This window comes from Polaromonas sp. P1_E3 (assembly GCF_056405935.1).
The window spans coordinates 56,548-75,454 of record NZ_JBFUBD010000002.1 but is presented as its reverse complement, the minus strand read 5'-3'; the positions used below and the strand labels follow the sequence as shown (position 1 = coordinate 75,454).

Here is an 18,907-nt window from a genome sequence, read left to right as displayed (position 1 = left end):
AAAAATTTGACAATTGGCCGCATGCCTGTCGTTCCGAAGACACCTTCGCCACTTTCGCCACCGCCATCCTTGCTCGCCCGCATGTCGGCCAACCCGTGGTTCGGCGCGCTACCGGCGGTGGACCGCCAGGCGCTGCTGGCGTCGTCCGAGGTGCTGCGCCTGCGGCCCGGCGAAATGCTGTTTCGCCAGGGCGATGCGCCCGGCGGCTTTTATGGCTTGCTGGAGGGCCTGCTGAAAATCTCCTCGCTGCGTGAGGACGGGCGCGAGGCCATCCTGGTGGTGCTGGAGGCGGGCAACTGGATCGGCGAGATCTCGCTGATGGATGGCGAGCCGCGCACGCACGATGCCACGGCCTTGTCGGCGGTGGAGGTGCTGGTGGTGCCGCAAGCGGCCTTTGCGGTGCTGATGCAGGGCGCGCCGTTTGCGCGGGCCATCGCGGGGTTGCTGGCCGCGCGCGTTCGCTCGCTCTACGGCATGGTGGAAGACGCCGCGCTGCGTTCAACACGCGCCCGGGTCGCGCGCCGCTTGCTGCTGCTGGCGCGCGGCGATGCCACGATGGCATTGAAAGCGCGGCCGGTGGTGCGGGTTTCGCAGGAGGCGCTGGCCATGATGCTGGGTATCAGCCGGCAAACCTTGTCGGTGGAGCTCAAGGTGATGGTGCAGCGGGGCGCCATCTCGCTCGGTTACCGCTGCATTGAAATTGTTTCGCCTGCCCGGCTGGAGGCGCTCGGCAACGTGTCGCCCTGACGGGAATGGGTGCGTTCAGCCGCGGGGCCGCGTGGCGTTTTCCAGTTGCGTGAGCCACACCATGGCCGCGTCCGCGCTGGCCCCGCACATATCGGCCGAAGGCATCAGTTGCCCGCACACGGCCGGCCTTTCGGGTTGGCCAAAGATGAGGCAGCGCTGCTGATCGTCCAGCTGCACGCAGCGCACACCGGCCGGCTTGCCGTGGGGCATGCCGGGTATGGCGGAGCTGATGGAGGGTGCGGTGCAACAGGCACCGCAGCCGGGACGGCAGTTCATGGGTGAATGCTTGCTATGAAATACGTAGCTGCTTGCGCACGCCACCATTGGCCTGCAGCCGTATTTGATGCTACAGCGCTGCGGCTCATAGTGGCGTGATGTCAGTCGGGTTTGATCTTTGCCCGTGCCGCGACTTCTTTCCAGCGCACCTGCTCGGTCTTGATGAATGCGCCGTACTGGGCCGGGCTGTCGCCCACAGGCTGGGCGGTGTCGCCGCGCAGGCGTTCGGTGGCCTGCGGGTTGCGCATGGCTTTATTGCACGCTTCGGCGATGCGGTCGATGTTGGCCTGCGGCATGTTGGCCGGCGCATTGAGGCCGTACCACTGCGTCATTTCAAACCCGGGGTAGCCGCTTTCCGCCACGGTGGGCACGTCGGGCAGCTGGGGCAGGCGCTCCTTGGTGCCGGTCGCAATGCAGCGCAGCTTGCCTGACTTGATGTGCGCCAGGATGGCCGGCGCACCCACACTTGCCGCTTCAAGCCGTCCGGCCAGCAGGTCGGTCAGCTGCGGGCCGGTGCCGCGGTAGGGCACGTGCAGCACAAAAATACCGGTGGCCATCTTCAGGTATTCAAACGCCAGGTGGCCGGCGCTGCCGTTGCCGGCCGAGCCGTAGTTGAGCTGGCCGGGCTTGGCCTTGGCCAGCGCGATGAATTCTTTCAGGTTGTTCGCAGGCACGCTGGAATTGACGACATACAGGCTGGGCACTTTGGCCAGCAGCGAGATCGGCTTGAAGTCCTTGTTGGTGTCGAAGGGCAGCTTGTCAAAGATAAAGGGGTTGACCGCCATGGTGCCGATGTGGCCCAGGATGATGGTGTGGCCGTCGGTGGAGGCTGCGCATTCCTGCATGGCGATGTTGCCGCTGGCACCGGGCTTGTTTTCCACAAACACGGTTTGGCCCAGGCTTTTGGTGAGTTCATTGGCCGCCGAGCGCGCAACGATTTCCGAGCTGCCGCCGGGCGCGAACGGCACGAGCAGGCGTATGGGTTTGCTGGGCCAGCCGGCCTGCGCATGCAGCAGCCCGGGAAAGGCTGAAACCGCTGCCAGTGCGCCGCCAGCCTTGAGGCCGAGTTGCAATGCGCCGCGGCGCGTGTTGAGGTGTTTCATCTGATGTGTCTCCATGTTGTGGCTGCCGTGGTTTTCATCGCCGGCGGGTCGGTCCAATATAGGACCGTACATGAGGTGCGGCGCTACGTGATTCCGCTAATGAGGCTAACCCCCATGCGCTACATGAAGGACGCGTCGAAACGTTCGCGCGCGGCCTTCAGGTTCTGGTGGTTGCGCTCGGCCCAGTTGTCCAGCGGAATCAAGGTTTCGCTGAGCGACTGGCCCAGCGCGCTGAGCTGGTATTCGACATGCGGCGGCACGGTCTGGCGGTCAAAGCGCAACACCAGGCCGTTTCGCACCAGTTCCTTGAGCGTTTGCGTCAGCATTTTTTGGGAGATGCCTTCGATCTTGCGCATCAGCTCGTTGTTGCGCACCGGGCCGTCGGCCAGCGCCGGGATGACCAGCAATGCCCATTTACTGGCGACCAGCTCCAGCGCCTGGCGCGATGGGCAGGCCTGGCTAAACACAGTTGAAGAGTCGGCGGGTAGGTCGTCGGGAATTGTCATGGTTACCAGAAGGTGCGTACTTGTCTATGGGTAATCGTAAACCTAAGCTGGGGGCTCTTCAATCTCACTTCATCCTTAACCCTGTTCCCGAAAGAAAGACTCCCGATGGCCTGGCTCTATTTACTCGCCGCAAGCATTGTCGAAATCGCAATGGCCTTGTTCCTGAAATCTTCCGAAGGCTGGACGCGCCTGTGGCCCAGCGTGCTGGGGGTGGCCGCGGCCGGTGCCAGCATTTTCTTTTTGACGCATGCCGTGAAGACCTTGCCGGTGGGCACGGCCTACGCGATCTGGACCGGCATCGGCTCGGTCGGCGTGACGCTGATTGGCATTCTCTGGATGGGCGAAAGCGCCTCGGCACTGCGCCTGACCTGCGTGGCGCTGGTGGTGGCCGGCATGGTGGGCTTGCGCCTGCTGGACGGCGCAGCGTGATGCCGGGCATCGCAAGGAGAAACGCATGACGCATCTGTTTTATATCGAGGCCTCGCCGATGCAGGCGGCATCGACCTCAACTACCGTCGCCACCGCCTGGCTGGACGCCTATCGCCAGGCGCATCCAGAGGACACCGTGGACACGATCAATGTGTGGGACATCGACCTGCCGCCTTTTGACGCCGACATGATTGCCGCCAAGTTCGCCGTGCTGCGCGCGCAGAATGCGACGGGGCCGCAGCGGGCATTGTGGGCGCGTGCGGTCGCAGTGTCGCAGCGCTTCAATGCGGCGGACCGGTATCTCTTCAGTTTGCCGATGTGGAATTTCGGCATCCCGTATCGCCTTAAGCATTTCATCGATGTGGTGACGCTGCCGGGGCAGAACTGGGCCTGGTCACGGCAGACGGGTTACCGGGCGCTGCTGCCGGGCAAGAGCGCGACGCTGGTGTATTCAAGCGCCGGTGCGTATCCGCTGCAACCCGATGAAGACGAGTCGGATTTCCAGAAACCTTATATGCGGCGCTGGTTGCGTTTTCTGGATATTGAGGTGACAGCGGAAATCAGCGCGGCACCAACGTTGGTGCCGCCTGAAGAATTGGCAGTGACCAGGGCTGCCGCGATCGAGCGCGCGCTGGCCTTGGCCTCTGCGCGCTAGTTAAGGCGCAAGCCGGGCGCTGGCAAACAGCACCTGGTCGATCACCGCCTGCACGTTCTTGAGGTGCGCCTCATCGAGCAGCTTGCCGTCCTCGTCAAAAGCGCTCCCGGCGCGGCCCAGGGCGAAAGCCTTGGGCGCGACCCAGCACTGTGCGTTGAGCAAAAGCGGCACCAGGTGGCTTTGCGAGCGCAGGCCGCCGAGTGCGCCGGGCGAGGCGCTGAGCACGCCGACCACTTTGCCGGTGAAAGACTTGAAGCCTTCGTGCCAGGCCGGGTCGCTCTTGACGGGGCTGGAGACCCAGTCGATGGTGTTCTTGAGCAGGGCGGTGTAGCTGCCGTTGTATTCGGGTGAGCAGATGATCCAGGCCGGGTGCTCGAACATGAGCTGCTTGAGCTTCATCACGTCGGGCGGCGTGCCTTGGGCTTCAAGGTCGGCGTTGTACATGGGAATGTCGAAATCAGCCAGCTCGATGTGGGTGACTTCGGCGCCGCTGGCGCGCGCCAGTGCGGCGGCCGCCTGGGCGAGTTTGCGGTTGAAGGAGTTTTGGCGGGTGCTGCCGGCGAAGATAAGAAGTTTCATGGCCGCTATTGTGGCTGTTGCGGGCCGGCTTGGGCTGGGCACCCCCCAAATCCCCGTTTACAAGGCTTTCAGGCCTCCAGCCCAATGGGAACAAGCGCGAGCAGCTATTAAATTGATAGCTAAATCCTGAGGCCGCACAAGGCCATGCCCTTCGGCGAGCCGCACAAATCAGGCCTCGCCTGATAAAATTACGCCTTCGTCCTGTGGGGACCGATGGGTCAGGGCATTGCATGGCGCACCGTGTGGTTGCGGCAAGCCTGGCCACCATCGACACCGGACCGCTCCATGGCCTGCAGGCGCCCCAGCCTGAAAGCCGCTTTACCCGAAGGAGGCGTGATGCACTCGCCTTATGTTTACCCGCAAGAATTTGACGTGATCGTGGTCGGTGGCGGCCATGCCGGCACCGAGGCCGCGCTGGCTTCCGCACGCATGGGCTGCAAGACTTTGCTGCTGACCCATAACATCGAGACCTTGGGCCAGATGAGTTGCAACCCGTCGATCGGCGGGATCGGCAAGGGCCACCTGGTCAAAGAGGTGGACGCCATGGGCGGGGCGATGGCGCTGGCCACCGACGAGGGCGGCATCCAGTTCCGCATCCTGAACAGCTCCAAGGGACCGGCCGTGCGCGCCACCCGCGCGCAGGCCGACCGCATTCTGTACAAGGCGGCGATTCGCCGCAAGCTGGAGAACCAGCCCAACCTGTGGCTGTTCCAGCAGGCGGTTGACGACCTGATGGTCGAGGGCGACCGCGTGGTGGGCGCCGTGACCCAGGTCGGCATTCGGTTCCGTTCGCGTACCGTGGTGCTGACGGCCGGGACTTTCCTGGACGGCAAGATCCATGTCGGGCTCAACAACTACTCGGCGGGCAGGGCGGGCGACCCACCGGCCGTGTCCCTTTCGGCCCGGCTCAAGGAACTCAAGCTGCCGCAGGGCCGGCTCAAAACCGGTACGCCTCCGCGCATCGACGGCCGCACGATTGACTTCAGCAAATGCACCGAACAACCCGGCGACGGCATGCCGGGCGGTGCCGAAGGCCCGGTGCCGGTGTTCAGTTTTATGGGTGGCGGCATCGCCCACCCCAGGCAAATGCCGTGCTGGATCACCCACACCAACGAGCGCACCCACGAGATCATCCGCTCCGGTTTTGACCGCAGCCCCATGTTCACCGGCAAGATCGACGGCGTGGGGCCGCGCTATTGCCCGAGCGTGGAAGACAAGATCAACCGCTTTGCCGACAAGGACAGCCACCAGATTTTTCTGGAGCCGGAAGGCCTGACCACCCACGAGATTTACCCCAACGGCATCTCGACCAGCCTGCCCTTTGACATTCAGTACGACCTGGTCCGTTCCATGGCCGGCATGGAAAACGCCCATATCCTGCGGCCCGGCTACGCCATCGAATACGACTACTTTGACCCGCGGGCGCTGAAGTCCAGCTTTGAAACCCGCGCCATTGGCGGCCTGTTTTTTGCCGGGCAGATCAATGGCACGACCGGATACGAAGAGGCGGCGGCCCAAGGCATGTTTGCCGGAATCAACGCTGCACTGCAATGCCAGGAAAAAGAAGCCTGGTTGCCGCGGCGAGACGAAGCCTATCTGGGCGTACTGGTCGACGACCTGATCACCAAGGGTGTGACTGAGCCCTACCGCATGTTCACCAGCCGGGCCGAGTTTCGCCTGATGCTGCGCGAGGACAACGCCGATATGCGCCTGACTGAAAAAGGCCGGGAACTGGGCCTGGTGGACGACGCCCGCTGGGATGCCTTCAACCGCAAGCGCGACACTGTTTCACGTGAAACAGCCCGGCTTCGGACAATCTGGGTCAATCCGAACAACTTGCCGGTGGCTGAAGCCGAGCGGGTTCTGGGTAAATCCATCGAGCGGGAATACAACCTGCTGGACTTGCTGCGCCGCCCGGATGTGAACTACGCCGGGTTGATGTCGCTGGAGGAGGGCAAGTACGCCAACCCTGAACTGGCCGCCGAAGCAGCGGCCAGCGACGACATGGCCAAAAGCGTGATCGAGCAGATCGAGATTACGGCCAAGTACGCCGGCTATATCGACTTGCAAAAGACCGAAGTCGAACGGGCGTCGCATTACGAAAACCTCAAATTGCCCGCCGACCTGGATTACCTGCAGGTCTCTGCTTTGAGTTTTGAGGCGCGCCAGACCTTGGCCAAACACCGGCCCGAGACCCTGGGTCTGGCCTCCCGGATCTCCGGCATCACGCCCGCGACCATCTCCCTGCTACTGGTGCACCTGAAGAAAAACCTCTGGAAAAACACGACGCCACTCCAGGCGGCAGGGGCTTCCACCGAAAAAGCCCAGGCCTGATGCGGAGCGGTGAACAGGATTTGCGCGCCGGGCTCAAGGCGCTGCAACTGGACTTGGGCGATGCACAAGTCAGCCAGCTGCTGGATTACCAGGACTTGATCGGTAAATGGACCAAGGTTTACAACCTCACGGCCGTGCGTGATCCGGCGGAAATGCTGACCCATCATTTGCTGGACAGCCTGGCGGCGGTGCCACCGCTACAGCGGTATTTGAAAAAAGCCGGACTGGAGCAGGGTGCAAAATTGCTGGATGTGGGTTCCGGTGCCGGCCTCCCGGGTGTTGTTATTGCGATTTGCTGCCCAACTGTGGCGGTGACTTGCGTGGACACCGTGGCCAAAAAGGCCGCGTTCATCAAGCAGGCGGCGCTGGCTTTGAAGCTGCCCAACCTCTCTGGTCTGCACGCCCGGGTCGAAACGATCACCACCTCTTTCGACGTGATTTGCTCCCGGGCTTTTGCGTCCCTGGTTGATTTCACCAACTGGTCGACCGATGCTTTGGCGCCGCAGGGTGCCTGGATGGCCCTGAAAGGCAAGCACCCGGCTGACGAAATCGCCGCCTTGCCGGCCAGCGCTGAAGTGTTTCACGTGGAACAACTGCAGGTTCCGGGGCTGAATGCCGAGCGCTGTATTGTCTGGATGCGGGCGAAAACTGCCGCCGGCCCGGCCTGAAACCAAGGCTGGGAGCGTGAGCCCGTTGTTCGGGCACAAAAAGAATCCCAAGCGAACGCTGAATCGACCTTGATCGGCCTGGTTTGGCGCTTCTGCCGCACACCCCTGTCGTAAACTCAGGTTCTCTCATTTTTCTCTACTTTCTGGAGAACCTCCATGTTGGGCTCATTTGTTGGCATCGCTGACTACGGTGCTTTTGTCGTCGCCATCATTGTGTTTTTGCTGATTCCCGGCCCGGGCAACCTGGCGCTGATCACCTCGACCAGCAAGGGCGGCATCGCGGGCGGCTTGGGTGCAACCTTCGGCGTAATCGCGGGCGACCAGGTCTTGCTGTGGGCGGCGGTGGCTGGCGTGTCGGCCATCATGGCGGCTTACCCGACGGCTTTTCATCTCGTCCAGTGGGCGGGCGCGATTTACCTGGCCTGGCTGGGCATCAAGATGCTGATGGCCAAGCCCGGCGATGCGCCGCTGCTCAACATCAAGCCGCGCCACTACTTTCAGCAGGCGATGATGATCACCTTGCTGAACCCCAAGGCCATCGTGTTCTACATGGCCTTCTTCCCGCTGTTTGTTGACCCGGCCCAGCACCAGGGGTTGAAGACTTTTGCCGTGATGGCAGCCACCATTGCCGGGCTGACTTTCCTGTATGGCCTGACCTCTGTGATGATCACCTACCACTTGGCTGAACGCATCCGCGCCAACCCCAAAATCACGTCCATCCTGAATAAGTTGGCTGGCGTGTTCCTGATCGGCTTTGGCCTCAAGCTGGCTGTCTCGAAGTAAATTGCTCCCAACAACTAAAAGAAACTGATGGCCAAAATATTCTGCGTAGCCAACCAAAAGGGTGGGGTAGGGAAGACAACAACGACGGTCAATCTGGCGGCGGGCCTGGCCAAAGTCGGTCAGCGTGTGCTGATGATTGACCTGGATCCGCAGGGCAATGCCACCATGGGTTCGGGCGTCGACAAACGCAAGCTGGAAATGACGGTGTACGACGTGCTGCTCGAATCAGCCTCGGTGGCTGAAGCGCGCGTGCACAGCGAGAAGTGCGGCTACGACGTGTTGGGGGCCAACCGCGAACTGGCGGGCGCAGAGGTCGAACTGGTCGATGTCGAGCGCCGCGAAAAGCGCCTCAAGCTGGCGCTCGCCGAGGTCGACAGCCAGTACGACTTCGTGCTGATCGACTGCCCGCCGTCGCTCAGCATGCTGACGCTCAACGGCCTGTGCTGCGCGCACGGTGTGATCGTGCCCATGCAGTGTGAGTACTTCGCGCTCGAAGGCCTGACCGACCTGGTCAACACCATCAAGCAGGTGCACGCCAACCTCAACAAGGACCTGCAGATCATCGGTCTCCTGCGCGTGATGTTTGACCCACGCATCACCTTGCAGCAGCAAGTCAGCGACCAGCTCAAGGAACATTTTGCCGACAAGGTGTTCAACACCGTGATCCCGCGCAACGTGCGCCTGGCCGAGGCGCCCAGCTACGGCCTGCCCGGTGTGGTGTTTGACCCGTCCTCCAGGGGCGCGCAGGCGTTCGTCACCTTTGCCGAGGAAATGGTTGGCCGCATCAAGGCGATGTGACCGCCCAAGCCTGTTTGACAGATAAAAGTGCCCGCAGCCCAATAGGGACGGGCGCAAGCAGCTATTAAAATCATAGCAAGCCGATAGTTCTTTCCATGAAACCCGACAACGTCCTCATTCTTCCCGGCTGGAAAAGCAGCGGCCCTGGCCATTGGCAAACGCTCTGGGAGGCGGCCGACGGCTACACGCGCGTGGAGCAGCACAGCTGGATGCATCCTCTGCGCGGCGACTGGACGGCGCGCCTGGAAGAGGTGTTGCTGTCCTGCGATGAACCTGCGGTGCTGGTGGCGCACAGCCTGGGCTGCATGCTGGTGGCGGCCTGGGCCAGTCATTCGAAAAACATCCACCGCGTCAAAGGCGCGCTGCTGGCGGCCCCGCCCGACATCGACCGCGAGGACGTGCGCGAAATGCTCCCCAGCTGGTCGCCGGTACCCATGAACAAACTGCCGTTTGAGAGCGCGGTGTTTGCCAGCAGCGACGATCCCTTTTGCGCAATCCAGCGGGCGCGGCAGTTCGCCGCCGCCTGGGGGTCTGCCTTTGTGGACGCCGGGCCGCGTGGCCACCTCAACGCCGAGAGCGGCCTGGGTGACTGGCCCGAAGCCTACCTGCGGCTGCTGCAGCTCAAGGACCTGACCTCGCCGGCGATCCAGCCTTCGCCTGATATCACGCCCAAACCATGACCGCACTCTCATTTCTTCGCCTCCGCCCGCAGCATCTGCGCATCGGGCTGGCACTGGTGGCTTTATGGGCCGGCCCGGCGCTGCATGCTGAACCGGATGAGGCCGTGCTGAACAAGGCCAATGGCTATCCCATCGGCACATCCRCCACCTGGTACAACAACCCTTACCGCGTCGGCTCCTGGTCCGCGCTGGACAAGGTGCCGGGCGTGCAGGTTCGTGTGGTGGCGCGGCCGGCCCAGGCCAGCCCCCTGCCGCAGGCAGCCAGGCCGGTGCCCGTCACCTACCGCTACAAGGGCGCGAATTACTCACTCGCCGACTACCTGGACCGCCAACGCGTCACCGGCCTGCTGATTCTGAAGAACGGCGAGATCGTCGCCGAGCATTACCGTTACGGCCGCAAGGACGATGCACGCTTCCTGTCGTTCTCGATGGCCAAGAGCGTGACTTCGCTGCTCGTCGGTAAGGCGCTTTCGATGGGGTTGATCGCTTCGCTCGACGACCCCGCCGAGAAGTACGCCAGGGATCTCACCGGCAGCCCTTACGGCGCCACCACGATCCGTCAGCTGCTGCGCATGAGCTCGGGCCTGACGTTTACCGAGCGCTACGACTTCAAGGACGACATCTCCCGGTTGTCGCGCGCCAGCGCCGGTACGCCCGGTGCGGGCAAGCCGGTGGACGTGTTGCGCAGCATCACCGACCGGCATTCCCCCGCCGGCGAAAAATTTGTTTACGCCAGCGCCGAGACCGATGTGCTGGGCCGCGTGTTGACAGCCGCCACCGGCAAGAACATGGGCGAGCTCACCACTGATTGGCTGTGGAAGCCGATGGGCGCTGAGCACGATGCCTTCTGGCGCGTTTCCAGCGATGGGCAGGAACAGTCATTCGGCGGCTTCAACGCCAGCCTGCGCGACTGGGCTCGGCTGGGCCAATTGCTGGCCAATGACGGCCGCGCGATCGACACGGCGACCGGCAAGCCCGGCGTATTGCAGGTCTTGCCGCTGGACTACCTGCTGGACGCTACCGATCCGGCACGCCAGCCGCCCGCCTTCAAGCCGCGCGTGGCCACGCCGTACTTCGGCTATGGCTACCAGTTCTGGCTCATGCCGCTGCGGGCACGCACGTTTGCCATGCAGGGCATCCACGGCCAGACGGTGTATGTGCAGCCGTCCACCGGCACGGTGATGGTGCTCACTTCAGTGTGGGACCAGGCCAGCGGCAAACAGGACGTGCAACCTTATGAAGAGCGCGACGCCCTCTGGCGCGGCGTGCTGCAATCACTGGGCGGGGACCTCACGCCCGGCCCGCAATGACGAATTGAAAGAAAGAAAAACCATGGTCACGAAAAAACCCAAGGGCCTCGGCCGCGGGCTCGAAGCACTGCTCGGCCCCAAGGTCAGCGAAAGCGCGACGGACGCGGAGAACGCCAGCAGCACGGCCAACAGCCCGGGCCTGCCGGCCTCGCTGCGCCTCAGTGACATGGTCGCCGGCCAGTACCAGCCGCGCACACGCATGGACGAAGGCGCGCTCTACGAGCTGGCCGAATCCATCAAGGTGCAGGGCATCATGCAGCCTATCCTGGTCCGCCGGCTGACCAGCGGCGCCAACGACGGCAAGTACGAAATCATCGCCGGCGAGCGGCGTTTCCGCGCGGCCAGGCTGGCCGGGCTGGACGAGGTGCCGGTGCTGGTGCGCGACGTGCCTGACGAGTCGGCCGCCGCGATGTCGCTGATCGAAAACATCCAGCGAGAAGACCTCAACCCGCTCGAAGAAGCCCACGGCCTGCAGCGCCTGGTCAAGGAATTCGGCCTCACGCACGAGCTGGCCGCGCAGGCCGTGGGCCGCTCGCGCAGTGCGGCTTCCAACCTGCTGCGCCTGTTGAACCTGGCCGACCCGGTGCAGACCATGCTGATGGCGGGCGACCTGGACATGGGCCATGCGCGTGCCTTGCTGGGCCTGGACCGTGCGGCGCAGATCACCGCGGCCAACCAGATATCGGCCAAAAAAATGTCAGTGCGCGAGGCCGAAAGCCTGGTTAAAAAACTCAGCGCCGAGTTTTCGCTGAAGCCGCAAAAAGCCACCAAGGAAAAGTCCCGCGACACCCGCCGTGTGGAAGAAGAGCTCGCCGACCTGCTGATGGCCAACGTGGAAGTGCGCATCAAAAAACAGGTCAAACGCAATGGCCGGCGCGAAGACATGGGCGAGGTGGCCATCCAGTTCGCTTCGATGGACGAACTCAACGGATTGATCGAACGCTTGCGCGGCAACAAGTAGCCTGTTCGGGTTAATTTTTCTGGCAAGACGAAGTGACTGCGTTTCAAATGTGAACTAATTCACGACTTTCTCGACTCTTACGCCGCTTTCTTTAAAAAGCGGGTGACGGTTGGCGCCCACATGCTTATTGTTACTACATGTAATTATTTGTGTGTTTGCGTATGAAATACTCGGCGAACCGTTCTTTCCGTAGCGCTCACCATTCAAGGGCCGGTGTTACCGCGCCCGTCGCGATGGGCCAGATCAAGCCGGGCTGGCGAAAAGGATTTGCCGGTCTTGGTGCTGGCGCTGCCCTAGCCGCGGTAATGGCACTGGCGCCTCAGGCCAGCAAGGCGCAGCAAACCATTGAGCGCGTCAAGCTGACGGACAACGACCTCAGCTGCCAGCAGATGTACGCCGAGGCGCAGCAGATGGACACCACCATGGCCCTGGCTGGCCCGGGCCTGCCGGTTGTGGGAGCAACGCCCTCCGCCACCGCCGTGCCCGCCGCCGTCGTGCCCGGTGGCGCGCTCACGCTGGCGCAAATGCATGCACCGACGGCCGCGCTGGCCACGCAGCAGGGGCTTTCGGCTCAGTACCAGCAGCAAATTGCCAACAACATGGCGGCGGCCCAGCAGAACGGCCGCCATTCCGCTGTGCCATCGCCCGCCCAGGCCAGCGGCCTGGCCGGTGCGCTGGGCGCAGGAATGCTGGGCTCCTTGCTGGCGGGCACCAATGCCCCGGCAGCCGTGCCCTCCACAGCACCGGCGCCAGCGCAGGCAGCCGGCGTCAGTCTGGGAGCCCAGGCCAGGGCACGCAAGGACCACCTGACGGGCTTGTTCCTCTCCAGGGGCTGCAAGCTCTCGGAAGTGCAGAAGTAACCTCCGAAATTTTTACTCGCGTTCCCCCAACCTCCATCAACCCCACCCATTGCAGGACCGGTCATGAAACAACACTCCCTTGCCGCCGCGCTGGCGCTTTCCCTGGTGGCTGCCGCCGCATCTGCGCAAACCATTGAGCGCGTAAAGATGACAGACAACGACCTCACGTGCCAACAGATTTATGGCGAGATCGGCCAGATGGACAGCGTGGTCACACGCGCCGCCCAGTACACTGCGGCGCCGGCCGCTGCGGCCCCCGCAGATGCAGGTAGTCAGGTGGCCGGAGCGGCGGTGCAAACTGCATTGGCCTCCGCAGCGGTCAATGCCGCGGCGCAAAACGCCGGCAGCTTTGGCGGATTCGGTGGCGGCCTGGGCGGCATGTTCGGCGGCATCGTGCAGCAGCTGGCAGGCAATTCGGCCCAGCAGGCCGCCAACAGTGGCGTCGCCCAGCAGCAAGCCGCGGCCGCGCAGCAACAGGCCGTTGCCCTGCAGGGCCAGCAGGCACAGGGCCGCAAGGAACACCTCACCGGCATGTTCCTCGCCAAGGGCTGCAAGATGGGTGATATCCAGAAGTAATGGAGCCCCCACGGTTGCCCACTGCGTGTGGCGCCCTGCCCCCCGAGGGGGCCGCCCCCCTGCGGCCCGGCAAAGCCGGTTCCGCGGCTCATGCTGGGTTGAAGAGTTCCATGGGAGTAACTAACGGGGTATTCCACCAGTGGGGGCCGAGGGTCCGGCTTCGCCGGCCCAAGGCGCCGCCCCCTCGAGGGGGGAACGGGCTACACGAAGTGAGCCCGGACGGGGGTGGTTACAGATCGCACGGCCCGAGCTGGTGAAGAGGGCCCTGGATCAACAGCCCGCTTTTAGCGGGCTTTTCACATCCACTGCAAACGCGCAGTAGAGCTCGCTTCACAGCGAGAAAATCTTGCCCGGGTTCATGATGTTCTTCGGGTCGAGCGCGCGCTTGATGGTGCGCATCATGCCGACCGCCCCGTCACCCGCTTCGGTTACCAGGAAGTCCATCTTGTGCAGGCCCACGCCATGCTCGCCGGTGCAGGTGCCTTCAAGCGCCAGCGCGCGGGTGACCAGCTTGTGGTTCAGCGCTTCGGCCACTTCGCGCTCCTTCGGAATCGTCGGATCGATCAGGTAGCCGAAGTGGAAGTTGCCGTCGCCGACATGGCCGACGAGGAAGTAAGGAATGCCGCTGGCGTCGACTTCGGCCACCGACTCCAGCAGGCAATCGGCCAGGCGCGAAATCGGCACGCAGGTGTCGGTGGAAATTGCGCGGCAACCCGGCCGCGACTGGATGGCCGCGAAATAGGCGTTGTGGCGGGCGGTCCAGAGGCGGGTGCGCTCTTCCGGTGTGCTGGCCCACTCAAACGCGTTGCCGCCGTGGCCGCTGGCGAGTTCCTGCACGAGTTCGGCCTGCTCCTTCACACTGGCAGGTGAGCCGTGAAACTCCATCAGCAGCATGGGCTCTTCGCGCAGCGTGAGCTTGGAGTGCGCATTGACCATGCGCACGGTGTTGTGGTCAATCAACTCCACGCGTGCAATCGGCACCCCCAGCTGGATGATCTCGATGGTGGTGCGTACAGCCGCCTCGATGCTCGGGAAGGAGCACACCGCGGCGGAGATGGCTTCAGGCAGGGGATACAGCCTCACGGTGACTTCGGTGATCACGCCCAGCGTGCCCTCGCTGCCCACCATCAGGCGTGTAAGGTCGTAGCCCGCCGATGATTTCTTGGCGCGTGTTCCGGTCCGGATGACGCTGCCGTCGGCCGTGACGACTTCCAGCGCCAGCACGTTCTCGCGCATGGTGCCGTAGCGCACGGCGTTCGTGCCGCTGGCGCGTGTGGCGCTCATGCCGCCCAGGGTTGCATCGGCGCCCGGGTCGATGGGGAAGAAGAGGCCGGTGCTTTTGACTTCTTCATTGAGCTGCTTGCGTGTCACGCCCGGCTGCACCGTGACCGTGAGGTCTTCGGCATTGACGGCCAGCACCTTGTTCATGCGGCTCACGTCGATGCTGATGCCGCCCTGAACGGCCAGCAGGTGGCCTTCGAGCGAAGTGCCCACGCCAAAGGGAATCACCGGCACGTTGAACTGGCTGGCGAGTTTGACTGCATCGGCCACATCCTGCGTGCTTTCGGCGAACACCACGGCGGAAGGCGGCGGTGCGGCAAACGAGGATTCGTCGCGGCCATGCTGTTCGCGCACCACGAGTGCGGTAGAACAGCGCTCGGCAAAGCGGGTTTTCAGGGCATCTATCAGCGCGGCAGGGGTTTCACGCTGGCAGATTTCAGGAAGCAGGTGGGTGGGCAGGGGGGCGTTCATGGTGTCTCCGGATCGGTGGCACAGTTTACGACGTGTGCGTTGTTTCCGCCAATGGGCCGGAGACCGCGCTCACGAACCCGGAAGAGCATGAAGCGGGGCAGCAAGTCACCCCCTGCGAGAGAGCCGTCAGGAGCCGGTGGCCGCCTTGGTGAGCTCGGCCAGCGAAATAAAGGTGTCGTGGTTGGTGTCGATCTGCTCGAAACGCTGTGCCACGGCCGGCAGGTGTTCTGCTTCCTGGCGATCGAGCTTGCCGTCCTTGTTGGTATCGGCGCGGCCAAAGGCTGCCTCGACGTCCTTGCTGGTGGTGCGGTTTTGCGGCACGGCGCCCTGGGCGCCTGCGTTGCCTGCACTGCCGGAAGGCGCCATCTGGGACGGCGGGCTGTTGGGGCTGGAGGGTGAGGGCGGGGCGGTCTGGGCCCGTACGGCGCCGGCAGCGCCTGCTGCCAGCGCGGCCACCAGGATCACGCTGCGCAACTCGAAGCCGGGAATAGAATGTTTTGAATGCTGTGTTGCTGTCGTGTGCATGGTCATGCGAAGAGTCTTTCAAAGAGTGAACAAGCATCCATTGCAACCCAGCCTGCCCGCTGCGGCCAGCGGTTTTGCAGGGTGTTTCCTCACTCACATGATGGCGTACGACGACACATTTCCTTGCCCGGCGTAACGCCCGGGGCTTTATGCACCTCACCGCGCTTCATCGCGCCTTTACACCATGGCCAACAGACTCTCCCAGATCGCAACGCGCACCGGCGACAACGGCACCACCGGCCTGGGCGACAACACGCGTGTGTCCAAGGACAGCCTGCGTGTGCATGCCATGGGCGATGTCGATGAGCTGAATTCCCACATCGGCCTGCTGCTATGTGAAGAGCTGCCCGCTGGCGTGCGCGACCTGCTGGTGGAAGTGCAGCACCAGCTGTTTAACCTGGGCGGTGAACTCTCCATTCCCGGATTTGAATTGCTCAAGCCTGAAGCCGTAGCGCTGCTCGATGAAGCGCTGGCCGAGCACAATGCGAAGCTGCCGCGCCTGGCGGAATTCATTTTGCCGGCGGGCTCTCGCGCAGCCTCGCAGGCGCATGTGTGCCGCACCGTGGCGCGCCGCGCCGAGCGCGCTGTGGTGGCACTGGGCGCCGCCGAGCCGGTCAAGGAGTCGCCGCGCCACTACCTCAACCGCCTGAGCGATCTGCTCTTTGTTCTGTCGCGCGTGCTCAACCGCATGAACGGCGGCGACGATGTGTACTGGAAGAGTGAGCGCATGGCGCAGGCCGCCGGTACGAAATAACAGCAACGGCCCGCGTGGTGTTTCCGCAATAGCGGCTTGCAGCATGGCTGCTATCAGCAACCCCGGTGTTGAGTGCGGCCCTCAACGGCCATGCGCCATTACTGCGGCCGCAGCATCGCCATCGTGATCCGCGAGACGCAGGTCAACTCGCCCGCGTCATTGGTGAGCTCGATCTGCCATACCTGGGTGCTGCGGCCTATGTGCACCGGCCGCGTGATACCCGTGACCCAGCCCCCCGTCGTGCCCTTGAGGTGATTGGCATTGATGTCCAGCCCGACGGCGCGGTGTCCTTCGGGCGCGGCAAATGCGGCGCCGCAGGAGCCCAGCGTTTCAGCCAGCACCACCGACACGCCGCCATGCAGCAAGCCATAAGGCTGCACCGTGCGGCGGTCCACCGGCACGCGCGCACGGATGAAGTCGTCCCCGACTTCCAGGAATTCAATGCCCAGATGGGTGACCGCACTGTCGGCATTGTGGTGCGTGAGCAATTCGACGGAGATGGGCTGTTTCCAGATGCGCATGAGAACTCCTAGGGCTGATACCCCCACTATAAGGTTGCGGCCTACAGCGCTTGGGGAGCTTGTCGCTTGGCTGGAGGGGTGGCCCGGATTTAAGCTTGGCTGCATGAGATGCATGAAATCCAACGGCAGCGTGAACGCGAACTATCGGGACCAGAGCCGCCGCGGCGCGCAGCGCCCATGACACGCTCCCATAAATGGCTGTTGGGGTTGTTGGGAGTCGCGTTGGCGCTGGGCTTGCTGTGGCTGGCAGCGCTCAGGCTGGTGCCAAGTGACGAGGAGCTCGCGCAGCGCGCCTCTGCCGAACTGGAAGCGCGGCTGGGCGTCAAGGTCCGCGTCGGTGCGCTGCACTGGCGCCTGCTGCCTTCTCCCGCAGTAGTCATTGAAGATGCCAGCACCGAGCAACCCCAGCCCATTGTGGTCAAAAAACTCACGCTTTACCCGGACATCCTTGCGCTGTGGCAACGCCGCGTGAAAATTGATCGCGCCGACCTGGAGGGTGCCGTGGTGCCCCAGCTGTCGCTGCGCGGCCTGGGGAAGCACCGTGAAAAAGAAGAGATGGCCGGTGATGAGCTGCCGCTGGCGCGCTTCGTGTTTCGCGACGTCACCTGGATTTCTCGCCGCGGCATTGCCCTGGTGTATGAAGGTGAACTCGACTTTGACCCCGGCTGGCGCCCGCGCAAGGCCGAGCTGCGGCGTCCCGGTGTCAAACCCGTCACGCAGCTGAACCTGGTGCGCCAGGGCCAGGAGGACCGCTGGGATACGCGCATACGCGCGGGGGGCGGCACGGCGGACGGAGAGGTCCGGCTCGAATACCGCGCCAACGGCCGCATGCACCTGGAAGGCACCCTTCAGCCCCGCGAGATCGAGGTTGAAAGTGCATTGGCTGCCTTTAACCGCCGCTCTATCGTCGCGGGCCGGGCCTCCGGCGAAACCACGCTGTCGGCCAATGGCGACACGGTGGCCGAGCTGGCGCAGTCGCTACACACCAAAACTCCCTTTACGGTGGGCAAGTCCACGCTGCTGCGCTTTGACCTGGAAAAAGCCGTGCGCACGGCAGGCAAAGAACACAGCGGGCAGACACCGCTGGACTCCATCTCGGGCCAGCTCGACACGCAAAATACGCCCGAGGGTATGGTGGTGACCTACACCGGCGTGAAAGCCAGCTCCGGTGCGCTCACCGCTTCGGGCGACGCCAGAATCGCCAACCGGCAGATTGCGGGCGAGTTTGCCGTGGACCTGGTGGACGGCATCGTGGGCGTCCCGCTGAAAGTCAGCGGTCCGCTCAACGACGTGAAATTTTCCGTGCCGGGCGGCGCCATTGCGGGCGCGGTAGTGGGCACCGCCGTATTGCCGGGTGTGGGCACGGCCATTGGCGCCCGCATCGGCTCCACACTGGGCAAGATTTTCAGCCCCGGGCCGGCCCAGCCTGCCAGCGCAGCGCGCGGTGGCAAGGCACCTGCGGCACCGGCCAAATCGCGCTGAGGAAGCCAACCCGGCAAACCGTGACATGGCTGATACGTTGCCTGATATGGCCGACGTGAATACCCCCGCCCGGCGCTGAGCTTCTGGCCTCCTGAAATCGCCGCGGGTGGTTAAAATCGCCGCTGGAGCAGCGCAAGCCAGCACCCATTTGCGGACATGGCGTTCCGGACTCCGCATAAAACCGACCACAAGGCCACCGATATGCCACAGCAGCAGTCTGCCGTTTCCCCCTCCGCATCGACTCCCCTGGAGCGCGCGCTCGGGCAAAACGAGGCCGTCAAAGACACCGTGGAGCAGTCGGCCGCTGAACTGCTGGTGATCAACACCGTGCTCAAGCAGGAGCTGCCGCCGCATGTGCAGGCAGGTGAAGTGGCCCAGGCCCTGCAAAAAACCGACGCGCTCGAAACCCGCATTCAGGAATCCGCGGAAGACCTTGCACAGGTCAATGAAACCCTGGAACAGGAAATTGGCGAGCGGGCCGATCTGGAGCGTGAGCTCGCCAGAACCAAGGCAGCCCTTGCCAGGGCTACCGGCCAATCACAGGCCAAGTAAGTCCGCCTCAGCGGACGGCGAGCGGGGCCCTGCTCCGGCAAATCACAGCGGCACGC

22 protein-coding genes are annotated in these 18,907 nt (G+C 63.6%); 15 read left to right on the top strand and 7 right to left on the bottom strand.

Features of this window, described 5'->3' with window-relative positions:
- Positions 1-21 precede the first annotated feature (21 nt).
- Positions 22-747, top strand: a complete 726-nt coding sequence (locus AC1D0Z_RS00915) for a Crp/Fnr family transcriptional regulator (protein WP_477656365.1) — start codon at positions 22-24, stop codon at positions 745-747.
- 15 nt (positions 748-762) lie between these two features.
- On the opposite strand, the gene AC1D0Z_RS00910 is transcribed toward AC1D0Z_RS00915, so the two are convergent.
- The 3 genes from AC1D0Z_RS00910 to AC1D0Z_RS00900 all read right to left on the bottom strand — a co-directional run bounded on the left by AC1D0Z_RS00910 (position 763) and on the right by AC1D0Z_RS00900 (position 2,632).
- Complete coding sequence (locus AC1D0Z_RS00910; RefSeq protein WP_477656364.1) at positions 763-1,023, bottom strand: YkgJ family cysteine cluster protein; 261 nt, start codon at positions 1,021-1,023, stop codon at positions 763-765.
- Between the two features lie 101 nt (positions 1,024-1,124).
- A complete protein-coding gene (locus AC1D0Z_RS00905; RefSeq protein WP_477656363.1) occupies positions 1,125-2,126 on the bottom strand; it encodes a Bug family tripartite tricarboxylate transporter substrate binding protein in 1,002 nt (333 codons plus the stop codon).
- A 119-nt stretch (positions 2,127-2,245) separates the two neighbouring features.
- Positions 2,246-2,632: a winged helix-turn-helix transcriptional regulator gene (locus AC1D0Z_RS00900; RefSeq protein WP_477656362.1), complete on the bottom strand. Its 387-nt coding sequence runs from the start codon at positions 2,630-2,632 to the stop codon at positions 2,246-2,248.
- A gap of 105 nt (positions 2,633-2,737) precedes the next feature.
- Between AC1D0Z_RS00900 and AC1D0Z_RS00895 the strand changes: the two genes are divergently transcribed.
- Positions 2,738-3,061 carry a DMT family transporter gene (locus AC1D0Z_RS00895; RefSeq protein WP_122954660.1) on the top strand — a complete coding sequence of 108 codons (324 nt, stop codon included), beginning with the start codon at positions 2,738-2,740 and terminating at the stop codon, positions 3,059-3,061.
- Between the two features lie 25 nt (positions 3,062-3,086).
- A complete protein-coding gene (locus AC1D0Z_RS00890; protein ID WP_477656361.1) occupies positions 3,087-3,716 on the top strand; it encodes an FMN-dependent NADH-azoreductase in 630 nt (209 codons plus the stop codon).
- Here AC1D0Z_RS00890 and AC1D0Z_RS00885 read toward each other — a convergent pair whose 3' ends face one another.
- Positions 3,717-4,295, bottom strand: coding sequence for an NADPH-dependent FMN reductase (locus AC1D0Z_RS00885; RefSeq protein ID WP_477656360.1), 579 nt, complete (start codon positions 4,293-4,295; stop codon positions 3,717-3,719).
- Between the two features lie 336 nt (positions 4,296-4,631).
- Between AC1D0Z_RS00885 and mnmG the strand changes: the two genes are divergently transcribed.
- The 9 genes from mnmG to AC1D0Z_RS00840 all read left to right on the top strand — a co-directional run bounded on the left by mnmG (position 4,632) and on the right by AC1D0Z_RS00840 (position 13,265).
- Positions 4,632-6,629 carry a tRNA uridine-5-carboxymethylaminomethyl(34) synthesis enzyme MnmG gene (mnmG, locus tag AC1D0Z_RS00880; protein ID WP_477656359.1) on the top strand — a complete coding sequence of 666 codons (1,998 nt, stop codon included), beginning with the start codon at positions 4,632-4,634 and terminating at the stop codon, positions 6,627-6,629.
- Positions 6,629-7,297 carry a 16S rRNA (guanine(527)-N(7))-methyltransferase RsmG gene (gene rsmG / locus AC1D0Z_RS00875; RefSeq protein ID WP_477656358.1) on the top strand — a complete coding sequence of 223 codons (669 nt, stop codon included), beginning with the start codon at positions 6,629-6,631 and terminating at the stop codon, positions 7,295-7,297. The genes mnmG and rsmG overlap by 1 nt, the downstream gene beginning before the upstream one ends.
- Positions 7,298-7,453: 156 nt before the next feature.
- Entirely contained in the window at positions 7,454-8,080 is a 627-nt protein-coding gene (locus AC1D0Z_RS00870; RefSeq protein WP_477656357.1) for a LysE family transporter, read from the top strand.
- Between the two features lie 27 nt (positions 8,081-8,107).
- On the top strand, positions 8,108-8,878 hold the full coding sequence (locus tag AC1D0Z_RS00865) for a ParA family protein (protein ID WP_477656356.1): 771 nt from the start codon (positions 8,108-8,110) through the stop codon (positions 8,876-8,878).
- Positions 8,879-8,973: 95 nt separating this feature from the next.
- Positions 8,974-9,558, top strand: coding sequence for an RBBP9/YdeN family alpha/beta hydrolase (locus AC1D0Z_RS00860; RefSeq protein ID WP_477656355.1), 585 nt, complete (start codon positions 8,974-8,976; stop codon positions 9,556-9,558).
- Entirely contained in the window at positions 9,555-10,868 is a 1,314-nt protein-coding gene (locus tag AC1D0Z_RS00855) for a serine hydrolase domain-containing protein (RefSeq protein ID WP_477656354.1), read from the top strand. The genes AC1D0Z_RS00860 and AC1D0Z_RS00855 overlap by 4 nt, the downstream gene beginning before the upstream one ends.
- Positions 10,869-10,890: 22 nt before the next feature.
- The gene (locus AC1D0Z_RS00850) at positions 10,891-11,829 is read left to right on the top strand and encodes a ParB/RepB/Spo0J family partition protein (RefSeq protein ID WP_477656353.1); all 939 of its coding nucleotides are present in this window, start codon (positions 10,891-10,893) and stop codon (positions 11,827-11,829) included.
- A gap of 305 nt (positions 11,830-12,134) precedes the next feature.
- Complete coding sequence (locus AC1D0Z_RS00845; RefSeq protein ID WP_477656352.1) at positions 12,135-12,689, top strand: hypothetical protein; 555 nt, start codon at positions 12,135-12,137, stop codon at positions 12,687-12,689.
- 63 nt (positions 12,690-12,752) lie between these two features.
- The gene (locus tag AC1D0Z_RS00840) at positions 12,753-13,265 is read left to right on the top strand and encodes a hypothetical protein (RefSeq protein WP_477656351.1); all 513 of its coding nucleotides are present in this window, start codon (positions 12,753-12,755) and stop codon (positions 13,263-13,265) included.
- A 330-nt stretch (positions 13,266-13,595) separates the two neighbouring features.
- On the opposite strand, the gene AC1D0Z_RS00835 is transcribed toward AC1D0Z_RS00840, so the two are convergent.
- Both AC1D0Z_RS00835 and AC1D0Z_RS00830 read right to left on the bottom strand, forming a co-directional pair.
- Positions 13,596-15,017 carry an FAD-binding oxidoreductase gene (locus AC1D0Z_RS00835; RefSeq protein ID WP_477656350.1) on the bottom strand — a complete coding sequence of 474 codons (1,422 nt, stop codon included), beginning with the start codon at positions 15,015-15,017 and terminating at the stop codon, positions 13,596-13,598.
- A 126-nt stretch (positions 15,018-15,143) separates the two neighbouring features.
- Positions 15,144-15,548 carry an EF-hand domain-containing protein gene (locus tag AC1D0Z_RS00830; RefSeq protein WP_477656349.1) on the bottom strand — a complete coding sequence of 135 codons (405 nt, stop codon included), beginning with the start codon at positions 15,546-15,548 and terminating at the stop codon, positions 15,144-15,146.
- Between the two features lie 178 nt (positions 15,549-15,726).
- Between AC1D0Z_RS00830 and AC1D0Z_RS00825 the strand changes: the two genes are divergently transcribed.
- Positions 15,727-16,296 (top strand): cob(I)yrinic acid a,c-diamide adenosyltransferase, encoded by a 570-nt coding sequence (locus tag AC1D0Z_RS00825; protein ID WP_477656348.1) that lies wholly within the window; start codon positions 15,727-15,729, stop codon positions 16,294-16,296.
- 98 nt (positions 16,297-16,394) lie between these two features.
- Here AC1D0Z_RS00825 and AC1D0Z_RS00820 read toward each other — a convergent pair whose 3' ends face one another.
- Positions 16,395-16,817 carry a hotdog fold thioesterase gene (locus tag AC1D0Z_RS00820; RefSeq protein ID WP_477656347.1) on the bottom strand — a complete coding sequence of 141 codons (423 nt, stop codon included), beginning with the start codon at positions 16,815-16,817 and terminating at the stop codon, positions 16,395-16,397.
- A gap of 177 nt (positions 16,818-16,994) precedes the next feature.
- Here AC1D0Z_RS00820 and AC1D0Z_RS00815 point away from each other — a divergent pair, with 177 nt between their 5' ends.
- Together AC1D0Z_RS00815 and AC1D0Z_RS00810 are read left to right on the top strand one after the other, a co-directional pair.
- On the top strand, positions 16,995-18,299 hold the full coding sequence (locus AC1D0Z_RS00815) for a hypothetical protein (protein ID WP_477656346.1): 1,305 nt from the start codon (positions 16,995-16,997) through the stop codon (positions 18,297-18,299).
- Positions 18,300-18,500: 201 nt separating this feature from the next.
- The gene (locus AC1D0Z_RS00810) at positions 18,501-18,851 is read left to right on the top strand and encodes a hypothetical protein (protein WP_477656345.1); all 351 of its coding nucleotides are present in this window, start codon (positions 18,501-18,503) and stop codon (positions 18,849-18,851) included.
- Positions 18,852-18,907 lie beyond the last annotated feature (56 nt).

Coding starts and splice junctions, on each gene's coding strand:
- mnmG (WP_477656359.1), top strand. CDS start 4,632: ATGCACTCGCCTTATGTTTACCCGCAAGAATTTGACGTGATCGTGGTC.
- AC1D0Z_RS00865 (WP_477656356.1), top strand. CDS start 8,108: ATGGCCAAAATATTCTGCGTAGCCAACCAAAAGGGTGGGGTAGGGAAG.
- AC1D0Z_RS00890 (WP_477656361.1), top strand. CDS start 3,087: ATGACGCATCTGTTTTATATCGAGGCCTCGCCGATGCAGGCGGCATCG.
- AC1D0Z_RS00820 (WP_477656347.1), bottom strand. CDS start 16,817: ATGCGCATCTGGAAACAGCCCATCTCCGTCGAATTGCTCACGCACCAC.
- AC1D0Z_RS00845 (WP_477656352.1), top strand. CDS start 12,135: ATGGCACTGGCGCCTCAGGCCAGCAAGGCGCAGCAAACCATTGAGCGC.
- AC1D0Z_RS00815 (WP_477656346.1), top strand. CDS start 16,995: ATGACACGCTCCCATAAATGGCTGTTGGGGTTGTTGGGAGTCGCGTTG.
- rsmG (WP_477656358.1), top strand. CDS start 6,629: ATGCGGAGCGGTGAACAGGATTTGCGCGCCGGGCTCAAGGCGCTGCAA.
- AC1D0Z_RS00910 (WP_477656364.1), bottom strand. CDS start 1,023: ATGAACTGCCGTCCCGGCTGCGGTGCCTGTTGCACCGCACCCTCCATC.
- AC1D0Z_RS00860 (WP_477656355.1), top strand. CDS start 8,974: ATGAAACCCGACAACGTCCTCATTCTTCCCGGCTGGAAAAGCAGCGGC.
- AC1D0Z_RS00850 (WP_477656353.1), top strand. CDS start 10,891: ATGGTCACGAAAAAACCCAAGGGCCTCGGCCGCGGGCTCGAAGCACTG.
- AC1D0Z_RS00885 (WP_477656360.1), bottom strand. CDS start 4,295: ATGAAACTTCTTATCTTCGCCGGCAGCACCCGCCAAAACTCCTTCAAC.
- AC1D0Z_RS00830 (WP_477656349.1), bottom strand. CDS start 15,548: ATGACCATGCACACGACAGCAACACAGCATTCAAAACATTCTATTCCC.
- AC1D0Z_RS00915 (WP_477656365.1), top strand. CDS start 22: ATGCCTGTCGTTCCGAAGACACCTTCGCCACTTTCGCCACCGCCATCC.
- AC1D0Z_RS00900 (WP_477656362.1), bottom strand. CDS start 2,632: ATGACAATTCCCGACGACCTACCCGCCGACTCTTCAACTGTGTTTAGC.
- AC1D0Z_RS00835 (WP_477656350.1), bottom strand. CDS start 15,017: ATGAACGCCCCCCTGCCCACCCACCTGCTTCCTGAAATCTGCCAGCGT.
- AC1D0Z_RS00810 (WP_477656345.1), top strand. CDS start 18,501: ATGCCACAGCAGCAGTCTGCCGTTTCCCCCTCCGCATCGACTCCCCTG.
- AC1D0Z_RS00870 (WP_477656357.1), top strand. CDS start 7,454: ATGTTGGGCTCATTTGTTGGCATCGCTGACTACGGTGCTTTTGTCGTC.
- AC1D0Z_RS00825 (WP_477656348.1), top strand. CDS start 15,727: ATGGCCAACAGACTCTCCCAGATCGCAACGCGCACCGGCGACAACGGC.
- AC1D0Z_RS00840 (WP_477656351.1), top strand. CDS start 12,753: ATGAAACAACACTCCCTTGCCGCCGCGCTGGCGCTTTCCCTGGTGGCT.
- AC1D0Z_RS00905 (WP_477656363.1), bottom strand. CDS start 2,126: ATGAAACACCTCAACACGCGCCGCGGCGCATTGCAACTCGGCCTCAAG.
- AC1D0Z_RS00895 (WP_122954660.1), top strand. CDS start 2,738: ATGGCCTGGCTCTATTTACTCGCCGCAAGCATTGTCGAAATCGCAATG.